Raw genomic sequence first — 15,849 nt, forward strand, 5'->3', positions numbered from 1 at the left:
CGAAGGAAACGAGACGCCCGGGTGGGGATCAGTCCTTGATTTCGCAGATGGGGGCGCCGGAGGTGAGGGAGGCGCCGACTTCGGCGGCGAGGCCCGTGATGGTGCCGGCCTTGTGGGCGTTGAGGGGCTGTTCCATCTTCATGGCCTCCAGGACGACGACCAGGTCGCCCTCCTTGACCTCCTGGCCCTCCTCGACGGCCACCTTGACGATGGTGCCCTGCATCGGGGAGGCGAGGGTGTCGCCGGAAGCCACCGGACCCGACTTCTTGGCGGCGCGCCGTTTGGGCTTGGCGCCGGCCGCGAGGCCGGTGCGGGCCAGGGACATGCCCAGCGAGACGGGCAGGGAGACTTCCAGGCGTTTACCGCCGACCTCGACGACGATCGTCTCGCGGTCCGTGTCGTCGTCCGCCTCGGTGTCTGTGGGAGCGGCGAAGGGCTTGATGTCGTTGGCGAACTCCGTCTCGATCCACCGGGTGTGGACCGTGAACGGAGCCTCGGAGGCGGTGAGTTCGGGGGCGAAGGCGGGGTCGGTGACCACGGCTCGGTGGAAGGGGATGGCGGTGGCCATGCCCTCGACCTGGAACTCCGCCAGCGCGCGGGCGGCGCGCTGCATGGCCTGGGCACGGGTGGCGCCGGTGACGATCAGCTTGGCCAGGAGCGAGTCCCAGGCCGGGCCAATGACGCTGCCGGACTCGACGCCCGCGTCCAGGCGGACCCCGGGGCCGGTGGGCGGGGCGAAGGTGGTGACGGTGCCGGGGGCGGGCAGGAAGCCGCGGCCCGGGTCCTCGCCGTTGATGCGGAACTCGATGGAGTGGCCGCGCAGTTCGGGGTCGCCGTAGCCGAGTTCCTCGCCGTCGGCGATGCGGAACATCTCGCGCACGAGGTCGATGCCGGCGACCTCCTCGGTGACCGGGTGCTCCACCTGGAGGCGGGTGTTGACCTCCAGGAAGGAGATCGTGCCGTCCTGGCCGACCAGGAACTCGACGGTCCCGGCGCCGACATAGCCGGCCTCCTTCAGGATCGCCTTGGAGGAGGAGTACAGCTCCGCGACCTGCGCCTCGGAGAGGAACGGCGCGGGCGCCTCCTCGACGAGCTTCTGGTGGCGGCGCTGGAGGGAGCAGTCACGCGTGGAGACGACGACCACGTTGCCGTGGGAGTCGGCCAGGCACTGGGTCTCCACGTGGCGGGGCTTGTCGAGGTAGCGCTCGACGAAGCACTCGCCGCGCCCGAAGGCGGCGACCGCCTCGCGGACCGCGGACTCGTAGAGTTCGGGGACCTCTTCGAGGGTCCGGGCGACCTTCAGACCACGTCCGCCACCGCCGAAGGCGGCCTTGATCGCGATCGGCAGCCCGTGCTGCTCGGCGAACGCGACGACCTCGTCCGCGCCGGAGACCGGGTCGGGCGTGCCGGCGACCAGCGGCGCACCGGCGCGCTGGGCGATGTGCCGGGCGGCGACCTTGTCGCCGAGGTCGCGGATGGCCTGCGGGGGCGGGCCGATCCAGGTCAGCTGGGCATCCAGGACGGCCTGGGCGAAGTCGGCGTTCTCGGAGAGGAAGCCGTATCCGGGGTGGATCGCATCCGCTCCGGAGTCCTTGGCGGCTTGCAGCACCTTGGCGATGTCGAGATAGCTGGTCGCCGGGGTGTCACCGCCCAGGGCGAACGCCTCATCCGCGGCGCGGACATGCAGAGCCTCCCGGTCCGGCTCGGCGTACACGGCCACGCTCGCGATCCCGGCATCCCGGCAGGCCCGGGCAACGCGGACAGCGATTTCGCCACGGTTGGCGATGAGCACCTTGTTCATCACACGTACTCCAAGGCGCCATCGTGGATCATGACGCTGAGCTGGTCGACAGTCTCGACGATCCCGCTCATGTCCGCGCCTGGGGTGAAGACGGCGTGGACACCCATGGCCTCAAGGGCGCGGGCGTCCGCGTCCGGGATGATGCCGCCGATCAGAACACGGATGTCGGCGGCGTCTTCCTCGGCGAGCAGGCTGATCACCTTCGCCACGATCGACAGGTGGGCACCCGAGAGGATGGAGAGCCCCACGATCTGCGTGTCCTCGGCGATGGCGCTGGCGACGATCTGCTCCGGTGTCTGATGCAGACCCGTGTAGACGACTTCGTATCCGGCGTCACGCAACGCCCGGGCGATGACCTTCGCGCCTCGGTCGTGGCCGTCGAGTCCGGGCTTGGCGATCAGGACCCGGGCACGCGGTGTCGCGGTGCCGCTGGGATGTTTCCGGGTTTCCAGGGCTTTCATGATCTCTCCGGTGGAATGGTCAGCTGGGGAGGACAGAGGCATACCAAGCACCTGGGCCAGGTCGCGGCGATACGTTCAGGAGGCGGTTGCGGGCGGCCCATTCGCTGCCGCGACGTGGCACAGAAATGGCGGTCGTCTGACGGACGGCCAGGAGAGCCGTCACCAGAGCAGCCAGCTCTTCAGGGGTGACGGTGCCCCGGGTCAGTCGGATCGTGCACAGGGCGGTCCCCGTCCCGGATGCGGGCACCGAGACTTCCACGGTGGGTGCGGTGGCTGTCATAGCGGGATGTTGCCGTGCTTCTTCGGGGGCAGGGACTCGCGCTTGGTACGGAGCTGGCGTAGGCCGCGGACGACGTGGCGGCGGGTGTCGGACGGGAGGATCACGGAGTCGATGTAGCCGCGCTCGGCCGCGATGTAGGGGTTGAGGAGGGTGTCCTCGTACTCGCGGATCAACCGGGCGCGGACCGTCTCCAGATCCTCACCGTTCGCCTCGGCCTCGGCGATCGTGCGGCGGTGCAGGATGTTGACCGCGCCCTGGGCGCCCATGACGGCGATCTGGGCGGTCGGCCAGGCGAGGTTGAGGTCCGCGCCCAGGTGCTTGGAGCCCATGACGTCGTAGGCACCGCCGAAGGCCTTGCGGGTGATCACGGTGATCAGCGGGACCGTGGCCTCCGCGTAGGCGTAGATCAGCTTGGCGCCGCGACGGATGATGCCGTCGTGCTCCTGGTCGACGCCCGGGAGGAAGCCGGGGACGTCCACGAAGGTGATGACCGGGATGTTGAAGGCGTCGCAGGTGCGGACGAAGCGGGCCGCCTTCTCGGAGGCGGTGATGTCGAGGCAGCCGGCGAACTGCATCGGCTGGTTGGCGACGATGCCGACCGGGTGCCCCTCCACACGGCCGTACCCGGTGAGGATGTTCGGCGCGAACAGCGCCTGCGTCTCGAAGAACTCGGCGTCGTCCAGGACGTGTTCGATCACCGTGTGCATGTCGTACGGCTGGTTCGCGCTGTCCGGCACGATCGTGTCCAGCTCACGGTCCTCGTCGGTGAGATCGAGGTCCGCCTCCTCCGGGTAGACCGGCGCCTCGGAGAGGTTGTTGGACGGCAGGTACGACAGCAGCTGCTTGACGTACTCGACGGCGTCCTTCTCGTCCCCGGCCATGTGATGCGCCACACCGGAGACGGAGTTGTGGGTCCTGGCCCCGCCCAGCTCCTCGAAGCCGACGTCCTCACCGGTGACGGTCTTGATGACGTCCGGGCCGGTGATGAACATGTGCGAGGTCTGGTCGACCATGACGGTGAAGTCGGTGATGGCGGGCGAGTACACGGCACCACCCGCGCAGGGGCCCACGACCAGCGAGATCTGCGGGATGACACCGCTCGCGTGGGTGTTACGGCGGAAGATCTCGCCGTACGCGCCGAGGGAGGCCACACCTTCCTGGATCCGCGCACCACCCGAGTCGTTGATGCCGATGACCGGACAGCCGGTCTTCAGCGCGAAGTCCATGACCTTGACGATCTTCTGGCCGTAGACCTCGCCCAGGGCGCCGCCGAAGACGGTGAAGTCCTGGGAGAACACGGCGACGGGGCGGCCGTCGACCGTGCCGTACCCGGTGACGACCCCGTCGCCGTACGGGCGGTTGTTCTCCAGACCGAAGTTGGTGGAGCGGTGTCGGGCGAACTCGTCCAACTCCACGAAGGAGCCCTCGTCGAGCAGCAGGTCGATGCGCTCACGGGCCGTCAACTTGCCCTTGGCGTGCTGCTTCTCGACGGCACGTTCGGAGCCGGCGTGCGTCGCTTCGTCGACGCGGTGCTGCAGGTCCGCGAGCTTGCCCGCGGTCGTGTGGATGTCGATGCCGTCCACTGGAGTGAACTCGGCGGTCATCGCTTGCTCCCGTTCCTACCTGGGGCACGGAACTCGCGCCCTGGAAAACTGATCCCGTTGATCAGCGGGTCAGAAGGTGTCGAGGGGCACGTACACGCCCCATACGTCGCGCAGGGCATGGGAGACCTCGCCGCCCGTGGCGCGCAGTCGCAGGGCCTCGCGCATCGGGACCAGGACGTTGTCGGTGCCCTGGGCGGCGACGCGCACGGCGTCGAGGGCACGGTCGACGGCGTCGTTGTCGCGTTCCTTGCGCAGGGCCGCGAGGCGCTCGCACTGGTCGACCTCGATCTGGGGGTCGACGCGCAGTGGCTCGTAGGGCTCCTCCTCGTCGAGGACGAACCTGTTCACTCCGACCACGGTCCGCTCCGACTTGTCGATCTCCAGTGCGATCCGGTAGGCGGAGCGTTCGATCTCCGCCTTCTGGAAGCCCTGCTCGATGGCCGACACAGCGCCGCCCCGGTCTTCGACAGCCTGGATCAGCTCCAGCGCGGCCGCTTCGATGTCGTCGGTCATCGACTCCATGACGTACGACCCGGCGAAGGGGTCCACCGTCGCGGTCACATCGGTTTCGTAGGCGATGATCTGCTGCGTGCGCAGGGCGAGTCGCGCCGCCTTCTGCGTGGGCAGGGCGATGGCCTCGTCATAGGAGTTGGTGTGCAGTGACTGGGTCCCGCCGAGCACCGCGCCCAAGCCCTGCAGGGCGACACGGACAAGGTTGACCTCGGGCTGCTGTGCCGTCAGCTGGACCCCGGCGGTCTGGGTGTGGAAACGCAGCATCTGCGACTTGGGGTTCTTGGCCTTGAACTCGTCGCGCATGATCCTGGCCCAGATGCGTCGTGCCGCACGGAACGTCGCGATCTCCTCCAGAAGCGTGGTCCGGGCGACGAAGAAGAACGACAGACGAGGTGCGAAGTCGTCGATGTCCAGGCCTGCGGCAAGCGCGGTCCGCACGTACTCCTTGGCATTGGCGAGGGTGAACGCGATCTCCTGCACGGGCGTCGCCCCGGCCTCGGCCATGTGGTAGCCGGAGATGGAGATCGTGTTCCAGCGAGGTATCTCCTGGTGGCAGTAGGCGAAGATGTCGCTGATCAACCGCAGTGATTGCTTCGGCGGATAGATGTAGGTGCCGCGGGCGATGTACTCCTTGAGCACGTCGTTCTGGATGGTGCCGGTCAGCTGGTCGCCCGCGACTCCCTGCTCGGCCGCGACCAGCTGGTACATCAACAGCAGGGTGGAGGCGGGGGCGTTGATCGTCATCGACGTCGACACCTTGTCCAGGGGCAGGCCGCTGAACAGTGTCCGCATGTCCTCGATCGAGTCGATCGCGACGCCGACCTTGCCCACCTCACCGCGGGCGATGGCCTCGTCGGAGTCGTAACCCATCTGAGTCGGCAGGTCGAACGCCACGCTCAGGCCGCCCGTACCGGCGCCGACCAGTTCGTGGTAGCGCTCGTTCGACTCCTTCGCCGTGCCGAACCCAGCGTACTGGCGCATGGTCCAGGGACGCCCCGTGTACATCGACGGGTACACACCCCGCGTGAACGGGAACTGCCCCGGAGTGCCCAGCTTGGCTGCCGCGTCGAAGCCGTCCAGTTCGGCGCCATCGTAGAGCGGCTGGATCGGCAAATCTGACTCGCTGCGTGAAGCGGCACCCACGGGGAACCTCCATTCGGTACTCGATCCCCTATAGACGGTACTGAGTACCATCGATTGAGGCAAGCCCGAGAAATTGGCAGTCAGGCCCGGAGACCAGGAAGGATGTGCGCTCATGAGCAAGCCACCCGCACGGACCCGACTCGCCGACGCCGCCTTCGCACTCTTCGACGAGCGCGGCTACGAGCAGACGACGGTCGACGACATCGCGGAGCGGGCCGGTGTCGGACGCACGACGTTCTTCCGGAACTACGGGTCCAAGGAAGCCGTGATCTTCCCCGACCACGACCGTCTGCTCGACCTCATCCGGGACCGATTGGCGACCTCGAACCACAGCACCGCCCTGGTCGCCGTGTCCGACGCGGTCCGCCTCGTCTTGCTGCACTACATCGACGAAGGCGACCTGGCCCGTCGGCGGTACGCGCTCACCAGCAAGGTGTCCGCACTCCGCGACCGCGAGATCGCCAGTGTGGCTCGCTACCAGCGGCTGTTTCGCGAGTTCATCTCGGACTGGATGGGAGACACCGCGGAATCGGCCTCACTCAGGGCCGAGCTCATGGCCGCGGCCGTCGTCGCGGCCCACAACCATGTGCTGCGCCGCTGGCTCCGAGGAGAGTCCGCCGACCCCGTCGGCGAGGTGGACGAGGCCATGCGCGAGGTGCTCGCACTCTTCCCCACGCCTCGGTCCCGACCCGCTACCGGCGACGACGGCACCACCGTCGTCGCGTTCCGAAGCGGACAGGACATCGACGCGTTGCTGCCGTCGCTGCGACGCCTCATCGAAGGGGGTCCTGAGCAATGAGCGGCGTCCTCTCCGTCGGGGTGCTGCCCGCACACTGACGCGCGTCCCTTCCCGACACGGCCGAGACACGGAAGGCGCCCAGCGGCAGCCTCATACCTTGAGAGGCCACCGCTGGGCTCATGGGTTGCGCCGATCCCGTCCCCACAGGCCGGCGCGGTCCGGGGCCGTGCGCCGCTCAAGCGCGGCCCCGGAGTGGTGGGGGACTCAGACGCGCGTCAACTCGCGCTTCTCGTCCGGGCCCTGACCCAGGTCCTGGGATGATTCGCTCAGGTGCTTGGTCAGTTGTTCGCCTTCCACGTCCACGTTGGGCAGTGCCTTGGCGAGCCATTTCGGCAGCCACCAGGCACGGTGCCCGAGCAGGGCGAGCACGGCCGGGACGATCGTCATGCGGACGACGAAGGCGTCGAAGAGGACCGCCACGGCGAGGCCGAAGCCGACCATCTTGACCATCGCCTCGTTCGACCCGATGAAACCGGCGAAGACGCTGATCATGATGAGTGCGGCGGCGGTGACGACCCGTGCCCCGTGCTGGAAGCCGGTGACGATGGCCTGCCCCGGGCTCTCGCCGTGGACGTACGCCTCCCGCATCCGGGTGACCAGGAAGACCTCGTAGTCCATGGCTAGGCCGAAGACGACGCCCACCATGAAGATCGGCATCATGCTCATGATCGGGCTGGTCTCCTCGACGCCTATCAGGCCGGCGAGCCAGCCCCACTGGAAGACCGCGACGACGGCACCGAGCGCGGCCATCACCGAGAGCAGGAAGCCGAGCGCCGCCTTGAGCGGAACCAGGATCGAGCGGAAGACCAGCATCAGCAGCACGAAGGCTAGTCCGACGACGAGCCCGAGGTAGGGCACGAGTGCGTCGTTGAGTTTCTGCGACACGTCGACCTTCATGGCCGCGAGGCCGGTGACCATGACGTTGTCGCCTGTTTGGTCGCGGATGCCGGCGAGCAGATCCTCGGTCCTGGTGCTCTCGGGACCGGTACCCGGGACGACCGTCAGGATGGCGGTCGTCCCGGCCTTGTCGTACGTGGCGGGGGTGACAGCGGAGACGTTCTTCAACCCGGTGAGGGTCTTGCTCACCTGTGCAGCCTCGGTCTTCACATTGCCGCCGTCCGCGGCGTCGACGGTGACGAGGAGCGGGCCGTTGACGCCGGGGCCGAAGCTGTCGGCGAGCATGTCGTAGGCCCTGCGCTGGGTGGTGCTGGTGGGCTGTGTGCCGTCGTCGGGCAGGCCCATCTTCAGGCTCGCGGCGGGGATGGCGATCACCCCGAGGGCGACCACGGCGGTCAGCAGCGCTGTCACCGGGCGGCGCATGACGAAGTTGGCCCAGCGGGTGCCCATGTTCGGCTTGCCGTCCTGGTCGACGGCCTGGTCGGTCCTCTTGCGCGCCTTGCCGCTGAGCACACGCCTGCCCGCGAAGCCGAGCAGGGCAGGGATGAGGGTGAGGGCGATGACCACGGCGATGGCGACCGTGCCCGCGGCGGCGAACCCCATCTTGGTGAGCATGGGAATGTCGACGACGGACAAGCCGACCAGCGCGATCACGACCGTCAGGCCGGCGAAGACCACAGCCGAACCCGCGGTGCCGACCGCCCGGCCCGCCGCCTCCTGCGGCTCACGCCCCTCGGCGAGTTCGCCCCGATAGCGGGAGACGATGAACAGGGCGTAGTCGATACCGACCGCCAGGCCGATCATCGAGGCGAGCGTGGGGGTGGTGCTGGAGAGGTCGAGGACCTCCGTGAGCGCCATGATGAAGCCGACACCGACACCGACACCGATGATCGCGGTGAGCAGCGGCAGTCCGGCTGCGACCAACGAGCCGAAGGCGATGACCAGGACGAGAGCAGAGATGGCGAGCCCGATGATCTCGGCGGAACCGGTCTCCGGCACCTCTGCCATCGCGGTGCCGCCGGCCTCGACGGTCAGCCCGGCGTCGCGGCCCTGTTCGAGGACCGTGTCGAGGGTGTCCTTTGACGTGTCGGACAACTCGTTGAACTGCACCGAGTACGTCGCCGCGATGTAGGCGGTAGTGCCGTCCTCGCTGACCGCGCCAGCCTTGAACGGGTCCAGGACACTGGTGACTTGCTTGTTTCCGCGGCCGAGCTCGGTCACGGCCTCCTCGACGGCCGCCTTGTTGTCGGTGGCCGTGATCTTCTGTCCGTCCGGAGCCCGGAAGACGATGTTGGCCTGGGCGCCGTCCGCGTGCAGGTCCGGGAAGCGTTCGTCCAGCAGGTCGAAGGCCTTCTGCGCTTCGGTGCCGGGGATGGAGAAGCTGTTGTTGCCGGTGGTGTTGGCGCTGGCGGCGCCGATTCCGACGACGGCGAGCAGTGCCACCCAGAGCAGGGCGACGAGTCGTCGACGGCGGTAGGAGAACCGGCCGAGTTTGTAGAGGAAGGTGGCCACGAGTGCGTACTCCCGGTCAGGTCGTTCGGAGCAAAAGAAGGCATGGGGTATCAGCCCGACGACGTGAGCGGTGCGCCAGGTAGGGCTTGAAGAAGGTTCTGAGGGGGCCGTACGCCGGTGTACGGAGGATCAGAGGCCGAGGGCGGGGAGGACCACGGCGTCGATGTAGCGGCGGAGGAAGGGTGGACCGATCGGCTGCGCCTCGGTCAACGGGTGGGCGAAAAAGGCGCCGATCAGCATGTGGGGGACGTACTCCAGGGCGGGAGTGTCCGCACGGAGTTCAGCTCGGCCGACTGCCCGCCGCAGCAGTGCGTCGAGTCCGGTCAGCTCGGGATCGATGAGCAGATGCCGCAACGCCTCAAGGAGATCGGGGTTGGAGTTCACGGCGTGGATCAGGCCCCGCATCAGCGCGGAGTCCTTCTCCAGCCGCCCGTTGTCCATCCGCACCATCTCGTGGAAGTCACCGCGCAGGGAGCCGGTGTCGATGTCGGCGAGGTCCACGGCCTTGTTGTGGCGCAGCGCCTTGGCGACCAGCTCCGGCTTGCCGGTCCACTGACGGTAGAGGGTGGCCTTGCTGCAATGGGTGCGCGTGGCAATGGCGTCCATGGTCATTGCGTCGTAACCGACTTCCCGCAGCAGGACAAGGACCGCTTCGTACAACTCGGCCTCGCGCTCAGGGGTGAGGCGAGAGCGACGCACCCCTGTCGCAGGCCGCGGTTCCACCGGAGCAGCCGAGGTCGTACGTCCAGTCACGGCTGTCATCCCTGACCCCTCCTTCGAACGAAACGGTTTCGTACGAGAAGACCGTAACCCGAAGCCCTATGAATACGAAACCGTTTCGGTAGTGGAATAGGTCACGCGGCATCCACAGGCCCCACTGCACAACTGGCCGGCCACTCCGGCCGTCTCTGCTCCCTTGCTCCACCTGCGAAACTGGACCGGGAGCAGACGTGGGAGACACACATGGCAAGCACATCACCGGTCGCGGCGAAGCCTGGGCGCCCCCGCGACCCTGGCGCAGACGACCGCATCCTCCAGGCGGTCGTCGACGAACTCGCCGAGACCGGGGTCGCCGGCTTCCGGATCAACTCCGTCGCCGCCCGCGCCAAGGTCGCCAAGCGAACCCTCTACACCCGCTGGACCGAGCGGGACGACCTGATCCTGGCGGGCCTGTCCACCCTCTGCGTCCATCTGCGCTCACCACGCACCGGCAGCCTCGAACGCGACCTGCGACTCCTGTTCGACGAGACCGCCGACGCCCTGGACAGCCCCCGGTGGCTGATCGCGGCCCGCTGCTCCCTGGAACTGCCGGACTACCCCGAGCTCTATGCGATGTTCCAGCGCGACTGCATCGACCAGCCCCTCGCCGTCGTCGAAGACGTCCTCTACGACGCACAGCAACGCGGCGAACTGCGCACTGGCATTGACCGAACCGTGGCCGCCGAGACCTTCGCGAACTCACTCGCGGGCTTCAGCACGCACATCGCCCGGCTTCGCGGCGTCAGCGCGTACGGCGTCCGCGAACAGTTCCTGGATCTGTTCCTGCACGCGGTGCGTGCCGACACCGCCGGTTAGACGGCCCACGTCAGCCAGCTGCTGTTGCGCGTGCCATGTATGGGACCGCCGGTGCTCGGGCGGGCCGTCATGACGGCCTGCCCGTTGCCAAGGGAAGACATGTGATCGGGACGAAGGCCGCCGGCGAAGCCTCCGGTGCAGCACGATGCCCACGGGAGACATTCGCGGGAGGGGCAGGCTCCAGGCGCGCGGATGGTTCCGTCGGCTTGGGGCCGGTGACTGGCCGCGCCGAGAACGAAGCCGACCACGCGCTCGGCGTAGCGGCCACTGTTCGTCTGGAGGGCTGGCGGCACAACCTCGCGCTCCAGCCGCGTCTCCTCCTTTTCCAGGTCCCCCAGTGCCTGACCGAACAGGTCCGGGTAGATCTTGGCCTCGATCATCGCGCGCAGGCGGACGATCCCGTCCGAGCCGAAATACCTCGCGAGCATCCCCTTGGCCACCACCAGCAGGTCTCCCCGCAGGGATCCGGTGTCGAGGAGTTCGGCCGGCACCAGGCGGGATTCGAGCGCGGCGCGATGAGCTCCTCTTTGGTGGGCCACCTCCGGTAGAGCGCGGCCTTGCCCACGCAGGCGCGGCGCACCACCAGGTCCATGGTGGACCCGGCTCAACCCACTTCCCCGTACACCTCCATGGTGGTGCTGAGCACGCACGGTTCGATGTCTGGGTCGGCGCGGCGGCCCCGACATGGGGGCCTTGACCCAAGGCCGGGTAATTAGCGTTTTCACTGGTCACACGAGGCCGGGACCGATCCCACGCGCCTTATCGATGAGATCGTCAGGGTGTCCGTCGAAAAAACGGAATCTCGGTAGTCACCAACGGATTCAGTCGACGATCGGCACGGACGGGGCCCCTGACGGCATGTTGAGCGGCGTGACCACCTGAATCGCCGAGGGCAGGGAAGGGCCGTCCTCGGGCAGTGCCTTGTGCGCACGCATGATGATCTGGCAGGCGCGGCGCATGGCGCTGCGGAAGCCCATCTCGCGCTCCTCCTCGCCGAGGAAGGAGCTGCGGCTGATGGTGGTGAGCACGTTGCCGGGGCGGTTGCCGAGCCACTGGCCGAGCAGGTAGGCGGCGGTGGCGCCCGCCGCGCGGTTGTCGATGCCGACGTACGCGAGGCGGGCGCAGGCTGCTTGAGACCCCTCTGCTTGAGGACAAGGTCGTCCTCGTCAACGGCAGCAGCCAGGGCGTCGGCGCGGGCATCATGCAGACTGCCGTACGAGAAGGTGCGAGCGTCATCTTCACCGGCCGCGGGCCGAGGTCGGCGAGAAGCTCGCCGCGGACATTGAAGGGCCCTCAGCCGGTCTGTGCGAGGTCAGCCACCATCGGAGCGGCGGCATGCTGAGGGCGGCGCTGGGTGCGCCAGCGCGATTGCTCCGCGTACGGCAGGGAGAAGATGTCATACGGGGAGCTTGCCCCAAGGCCGGGTACCCCGACCGGGTGTACCGGTGTTCTGGGAGGCACGCCAAGTTGCGCGGCTGCACCATTGAGGGCCGATGTCTACCGGCCCGGTTCGGGCGGCCCATGACCGGTGCTCCTGGTCCGTCTGCCCTATGGGAAGTACCAGCCCGGCACGCTTTCCTCCGTCGATCCGGTCAGCAGGGCGAAGCGCGGATTCATGGTCGTCGGCCAGGACGTCAGGGGCCGATTCGCCCGGGACGGTGACCGGGAGCCTTACACCCTCGGGGAAAGCGACGGATACGACACCGTCGTCAGGTGGGGCACTCCCCGGGGCGAACGGATCCGTCGGCATGTTCGGAGGCAGCTACTTCGGCAATACACAACACAATGGATGGCAGCCCCCGCGAAACCACCCGCGTTGAGGCCATCGCGCCAGCGTTGGCATGGTCGGAACCCAACGACGGCCGGTTCGCCCGTGGGGCGCCACCGAGCTGAGCCTCGCTGTGCCCTGGTCACTCGTACACGGTCTCGACACCGTTATGCGCAGGGACACAGAAGACCCGGCCGGCGGCATACAGGCACTCGGCGCGCCTGCCGAATCATCGCCCCACACCAACCACGGCACCGGCCTGCCCCTGACCCGCAGCACCCCACCCCCGGCGCCCTCGCAACGGCCAATCAGGCAGCCGCGTAAGGATCAACCAACCTGACTGGCCGGTACGGCCCAGCCCAAGTGGCCGCGCACTGTGGATGTTTGCTGCCGCACCAAGACAGGCTCCAGTAATGAAGCTCACGACCCGGAGCTTCGGACAAGGTCACGGTGCAGGCCCGCCGACTCTCACGGTCCGCTGTCCGCGTCTTCCAGCTCACGCGCCACTACGTAGTCGTCCGTGGTCCTGCAGCTCACGCCGCAGCAGTTTGCCGCTGCCGGTCTTCGGCAGTTCCTCGAGAAACTCCACCTCACGCGGATACTTGTACGCCGCCAGCCGGGCCTTGCAGAAGTCGATGAGCTCCTCGGGAGTCACTTCCTTGCCGGGCCTCAGACTGACGAAGGCCTTGACGGTCTCGCCGCGGTACGCGTCGGGCACGCCGACCACGGCGGCCTCGCGCACCGCCTCGTGCTCGTACAGAACATCCTCGACCTCACGCGGCCAGACCTTGTACCCGCCGGCGTTGATCTGGTCCTTCTTACGGTCGACGACGTAGAACCAGCCGTCGGCGTCCATGTAGCCCACGTCGCCGGTGTGCAGCGCGCCGGCTCGGATCGCCCGGGCCGTCTCCTCCGGCTTCTTCCAGTACCCTGCCACGACCTGTGGGCCCGAGACGACGATCTCGCCCACCTCTCCCTGCGGCAGTTCCTCGCCGTTCTCGCCGACGATGCGCACCACCGTGTTGAAGACCGGTACCCCGACCGACAGCGCGCCGGAGGCCTGGTCCACCGGGGCGTCGGCGTGCAGGGGCACCGCGTGGCAAGGAGAGGTGGTCTCGGTCATCCCGTAGATGTTGCGGATGCACGGGCCGAACTGCTCCGCGAACGCCTTCACGGTGCTCGGGGGGATCGGCGCGCCACCGGAGTAGACCTTGATGAGCGTGGCCAGGGCGTCCCGGTCGGCATTCGGCGCGTTCATCAACGCGATGAACACGGTGATCGAACCGACCGTGAAGGTCGCCCCGGTCTCACGGATCATGTCGATCGCCAGGGTGGGCTCGAAGCGGTGGAAGAGCACCAGGGGCGCGCCCGTCAGGAGTGAGACTCCGATGTGCCCGATCAGGCCCGTGACGTGGAACAGCGGTGCCACGCCGAACACCACGTCGTCGGCACCCACGCCCATCCAGTCCCGGTACGTCTGTGCGTTGAACACCACGTTGCCATGGGTGATCAACGCACCCTTCGGCGGACCGGTGGTGCCCGACGTGTACGTCAGGACCGCCACATCGCCCGATTGCGGTGACACCGCCGGAGGGCGCTGCCCCGCGAACCCGGCGATCAGTTCACCCATGTCCCGCGCGCCCGGGCAGGCGACGGAATCGACGCCCCCGAAGGCACGCGGGTCGTTGCGGCTCTGGTGGCGCAGCTCCGAGGTGGTGATCACCAGGCCGTCGAAGACGGGGCGGACGTTGCCGTACAGGTTCTCCAGGCACACGACCGCGCTCGCTCCGGAGTCGCGCAGCAGCTCGTTCACCTCGCGCTGCTTGTACATCGGGTTCACCGACACCGCGATCCCGCCGGTCTTCCAGACCCCGAGAAGCGCTATGACGTACTGCGGCACGTTCTGCAGGTAGAGCGCGACCCGGTCACCGCCTGCCACTCCGGCGGCGAGCAGGCCGCAGGCGAACTCGTCGGAGAGCGCGTCCAGTTCCCGCAGCGTGATGACACCGTCGAAGTAGCGGATGATCGGCGCGTCCGGCGTGCGTCGCACCGACGCGGTGAACATCTCCAGCGCGTTTGCATACTCGGGCACGATGTCGTGCGGCCGACCCGTGTCGTACTGGGCGAGCCAGGGGCGCTGGTCGTAGATCGAAGTCATCGGTTGCTCCACTCAGCGGACGATGCCCGGATGCCGAGCGATCGTTCGGCCGGTACACGAACAGACATATGTTCTTAACCTTTCAGCAGCAAAAGCAAGAGGGCAAGGGCCAGATCTTGCCCTCACCGCTCAAGAAGTGTTTAGGATTCCTGAATGGAGACTTCGTCACAGGAGCAGGTGGGCGCCCGACTGCGAGCGGCCCGGAAGGCCCGCGGGATGAGTCTGCGGGCGCTCGCCGGCCGGATCGGTGTGAGCCCCGCGACCATGAGCCAGGTGGAGCTCGGGCGCACCGGGCTGTCCGTCAGCAGACTCGGTGAGATCGCCCGGGTGCTCGGGACCACCGTGGGCGATCTGATCGACGGCGCCACACCGGTAGCGCCGCCGACGCGGACACCCCGACAAGCCACGGCGACGTCGCGGTCCGCGCACGCCCAGGAGGACCCGGACTGGCGCAGCTACCCGCCACACCCCTTCGATCCGGTGCTGGAGGCGGCGCTGGCCGAGTTCCTGGAGGTCGGGTACCACGGCACCTCGGTGCGCGGCATCGCTCAGCGCTGCGGCATGTCGGTCGCCGGGCTCTACCACCATTACGCCAGCAAGCAGGAGATGCTGCGGCGGATACTCGACCTCACGATGACCGACCTGCTGCGCCGCTCCCGCGCCGCGCGGGCCGAGGGCCGCGGTCCCGCCGAGCGGTTCTGTCTGCTGGTCGAGAACCTCGCCCTGTTCCACACCCGGCGCCGCGAACTGGGGTTCGTCGGCGCCAGCGAGATGCGGTCACTGGAGCCGGACAGTCACCGGATCATCGCCGGCCTGCGCACCGAGCAGCAGTCGATGGTCGACCACGAGGTCGGTGAGGCTGTCGCCGCCGGCCTGTTCCGGACCCGGCACCCCCACGAGGCGGCCCGCGCCGTGGTGACGATGTGCACGGCCCTCTCCCAGTGGTACCGGCCCGGTGGCGAGCTCTCCCCGGAGGGGGTCGCCGCCGAGTACGTGCAGTTCGCGCTGGACCTGATGCGCTTCCAGCCGTCTCAGTGACTCCGGCTCACACCGGGCTCAGAGTTCGAGGACGAGCTTCGCCGACCGGCTTCGGGACACGCACACCATCATCACGCGCCCGGAAGCGCGCTCGGCGCCCGACAGCACGCTGTCGTGGTGCTCGGGTTCTCCTGCGAGGACAGCCGTCTCACAGGTCCCGCAGATACCCGACCGGCACAGCCACTGCACGTCCACCCCGTGCGCTTCGAGAACGTCGAGCACCGACTCACCCCGTGGCACCCGCACGGTACGCCCCGACTTCGCCAGCAGGACTTCGAAGGACCCGTCGTCCATTCCGTA

Annotated in this window: 14 protein-coding genes and 3 pseudogenes; 5 read left to right on the forward strand and 12 right to left on the reverse strand. The window is 68.1% G+C overall.

Going from position 1 to position 15,849, the window contains the following annotated elements; all coding sequences use genetic code 11:
• Positions 1–28: 28 nt before the first annotated feature.
• The 5 genes from IG08_RS0130530 to IG08_RS0130545 all read right to left on the reverse strand — a co-directional run bounded on the left by IG08_RS0130530 (position 29) and on the right by IG08_RS0130545 (position 5,853).
• Positions 29–1,801 (reverse strand): acetyl/propionyl/methylcrotonyl-CoA carboxylase subunit alpha, encoded by a 1,773-nt coding sequence (locus tag IG08_RS0130530; protein WP_030609558.1) that lies wholly within the window; start codon positions 1,799–1,801, stop codon positions 29–31.
• A complete protein-coding gene (locus IG08_RS0130535) occupies positions 1,801–2,262 on the reverse strand; it encodes a cobalamin B12-binding domain-containing protein (RefSeq protein WP_052424939.1) in 462 nt (153 codons plus the stop codon). The genes IG08_RS0130530 and IG08_RS0130535 overlap by 1 nt, the downstream gene beginning before the upstream one ends.
• A 19-nt stretch (positions 2,263–2,281) precedes the next feature.
• The gene (locus tag IG08_RS57520) at positions 2,282–2,542 is read right to left on the reverse strand and encodes an acyl-CoA carboxylase epsilon subunit (RefSeq protein WP_078655811.1); all 261 of its coding nucleotides are present in this window, start codon (positions 2,540–2,542) and stop codon (positions 2,282–2,284) included.
• Positions 2,539–4,146 (reverse strand): acyl-CoA carboxylase subunit beta, encoded by a 1,608-nt coding sequence (locus IG08_RS0130540; protein ID WP_030609563.1) that lies wholly within the window; start codon positions 4,144–4,146, stop codon positions 2,539–2,541. Before IG08_RS0130540 ends, IG08_RS57520 begins: the two co-directional genes overlap by 4 nt.
• A gap of 69 nt (positions 4,147–4,215) precedes the next feature.
• Positions 4,216–5,853: an acyl-CoA mutase large subunit family protein gene (locus tag IG08_RS0130545; RefSeq protein WP_106981053.1), complete on the reverse strand. Its 1,638-nt coding sequence runs from the start codon at positions 5,851–5,853 to the stop codon at positions 4,216–4,218.
• 61 nt (positions 5,854–5,914) lie between these two features.
• On the opposite strand from IG08_RS0130545, the gene IG08_RS0130550 reads away from it, so the two are divergent.
• Positions 5,915–6,601, forward strand: a complete 687-nt coding sequence (locus IG08_RS0130550; RefSeq protein ID WP_030609570.1) for a TetR/AcrR family transcriptional regulator — start codon at positions 5,915–5,917, stop codon at positions 6,599–6,601.
• Positions 6,602–6,805: 204 nt separating this feature from the next.
• On the opposite strand, the gene IG08_RS0130555 is transcribed toward IG08_RS0130550, so the two are convergent.
• Both IG08_RS0130555 and IG08_RS0130560 read right to left on the reverse strand, forming a co-directional pair.
• On the reverse strand, positions 6,806–9,010 hold the full coding sequence (locus IG08_RS0130555; RefSeq protein WP_030609574.1) for an MMPL family transporter: 2,205 nt from the start codon (positions 9,008–9,010) through the stop codon (positions 6,806–6,808).
• Between the two features lie 129 nt (positions 9,011–9,139).
• Positions 9,140–9,709, reverse strand: coding sequence for a TetR/AcrR family transcriptional regulator (locus IG08_RS0130560; protein ID WP_030609577.1), 570 nt, complete (start codon positions 9,707–9,709; stop codon positions 9,140–9,142).
• Positions 9,710–9,973: 264 nt separating this feature from the next.
• Between IG08_RS0130560 and IG08_RS0130565 the strand changes: the two genes are divergently transcribed.
• Positions 9,974–10,585 (forward strand): TetR/AcrR family transcriptional regulator, encoded by a 612-nt coding sequence (locus tag IG08_RS0130565; RefSeq protein WP_030609580.1) that lies wholly within the window; start codon positions 9,974–9,976, stop codon positions 10,583–10,585.
• On the opposite strand, the gene IG08_RS59295 is transcribed toward IG08_RS0130565, so the two are convergent.
• The 3 genes and pseudogenes from IG08_RS59295 to IG08_RS0130575 all read right to left on the reverse strand — a co-directional run.
• The gene (locus tag IG08_RS59295; RefSeq protein ID WP_030609583.1) at positions 10,582–11,076 is read right to left on the reverse strand and encodes a hypothetical protein; all 495 of its coding nucleotides are present in this window, start codon (positions 11,074–11,076) and stop codon (positions 10,582–10,584) included. The genes IG08_RS0130565 and IG08_RS59295 overlap by 4 nt on opposite strands.
• Before the next feature lie 35 nt (positions 11,077–11,111).
• Positions 11,112–11,177, reverse strand: a pseudogene (locus IG08_RS63105) (TetR/AcrR family transcriptional regulator); the annotation flags it as partial.
• 229 nt (positions 11,178–11,406) lie between these two features.
• Positions 11,407–11,706, reverse strand: a pseudogene (locus tag IG08_RS0130575) (hypothetical protein); the annotation flags it as partial.
• A gap of 20 nt (positions 11,707–11,726) precedes the next feature.
• Here IG08_RS0130575 and IG08_RS63110 point away from each other — a divergent pair.
• Positions 11,727–11,866, forward strand: a pseudogene (locus tag IG08_RS63110) (short-chain dehydrogenase); the annotation flags it as partial.
• A 247-nt stretch (positions 11,867–12,113) separates the two neighbouring features.
• Positions 12,114–12,677, forward strand: coding sequence for a CocE/NonD family hydrolase (locus IG08_RS59300; RefSeq protein ID WP_234343011.1), 564 nt, complete (start codon positions 12,114–12,116; stop codon positions 12,675–12,677).
• 172 nt (positions 12,678–12,849) lie between these two features.
• Here the strand turns inward: IG08_RS59300 and IG08_RS0130580 are convergent, their stop codons facing one another.
• The gene (locus IG08_RS0130580; protein ID WP_030609588.1) at positions 12,850–14,511 is read right to left on the reverse strand and encodes a class I adenylate-forming enzyme family protein; all 1,662 of its coding nucleotides are present in this window, start codon (positions 14,509–14,511) and stop codon (positions 12,850–12,852) included.
• Positions 14,512–14,664: 153 nt separating this feature from the next.
• On the opposite strand from IG08_RS0130580, the gene IG08_RS0130585 reads away from it, so the two are divergent.
• The gene (locus IG08_RS0130585; RefSeq protein ID WP_030609591.1) at positions 14,665–15,549 is read left to right on the forward strand and encodes a TetR-type transcription factor C-terminal domain-containing protein; all 885 of its coding nucleotides are present in this window, start codon (positions 14,665–14,667) and stop codon (positions 15,547–15,549) included.
• Positions 15,550–15,567: 18 nt separating this feature from the next.
• Here IG08_RS0130585 and IG08_RS0130590 read toward each other — a convergent pair whose 3' ends face one another.
• Entirely contained in the window at positions 15,568–15,843 is a 276-nt protein-coding gene (locus IG08_RS0130590) for a 2Fe-2S iron-sulfur cluster-binding protein (protein ID WP_030609595.1), read from the reverse strand.
• Positions 15,844–15,849: the final 6 nt, after the last annotated feature.

This window comes from Streptomyces fulvoviolaceus (assembly GCF_000718165.1).
GTDB lineage: Bacteria > Actinomycetota > Actinomycetes > Streptomycetales > Streptomycetaceae > Streptomyces > Streptomyces fulvoviolaceus.

Excerpts from the sequence above, each read along its gene's own strand:
- IG08_RS0130530 (WP_030609558.1), bottom strand. The coding sequence starts at position 1,801 with ATGAACAAGGTGCTCATCGCCAACCGTGGCGAAATCGCTGTCCGCGTT.
- IG08_RS0130535 (WP_052424939.1), bottom strand. The coding sequence starts at position 2,262 with ATGAAAGCCCTGGAAACCCGGAAACATCCCAGCGGCACCGCGACACCG.
- IG08_RS57520 (WP_078655811.1), bottom strand. The coding sequence starts at position 2,542 with ATGACAGCCACCGCACCCACCGTGGAAGTCTCGGTGCCCGCATCCGGG.
- IG08_RS0130540 (WP_030609563.1), bottom strand. The coding sequence starts at position 4,146 with ATGACCGCCGAGTTCACTCCAGTGGACGGCATCGACATCCACACGACC.
- IG08_RS0130545 (WP_106981053.1), bottom strand. The coding sequence starts at position 5,853 with ATGGTACTCAGTACCGTCTATAGGGGATCGAGTACCGAATGGAGGTTC.
- IG08_RS0130550 (WP_030609570.1), top strand. The coding sequence starts at position 5,915 with ATGAGCAAGCCACCCGCACGGACCCGACTCGCCGACGCCGCCTTCGCA.
- IG08_RS0130565 (WP_030609580.1), top strand. The coding sequence starts at position 9,974 with ATGGCAAGCACATCACCGGTCGCGGCGAAGCCTGGGCGCCCCCGCGAC.
- IG08_RS0130580 (WP_030609588.1), bottom strand. The coding sequence starts at position 14,511 with ATGACTTCGATCTACGACCAGCGCCCCTGGCTCGCCCAGTACGACACG.
- IG08_RS0130585 (WP_030609591.1), top strand. The coding sequence starts at position 14,665 with ATGGAGACTTCGTCACAGGAGCAGGTGGGCGCCCGACTGCGAGCGGCC.
- IG08_RS0130590 (WP_030609595.1), bottom strand. The coding sequence starts at position 15,843 with ATGGACGACGGGTCCTTCGAAGTCCTGCTGGCGAAGTCGGGGCGTACC.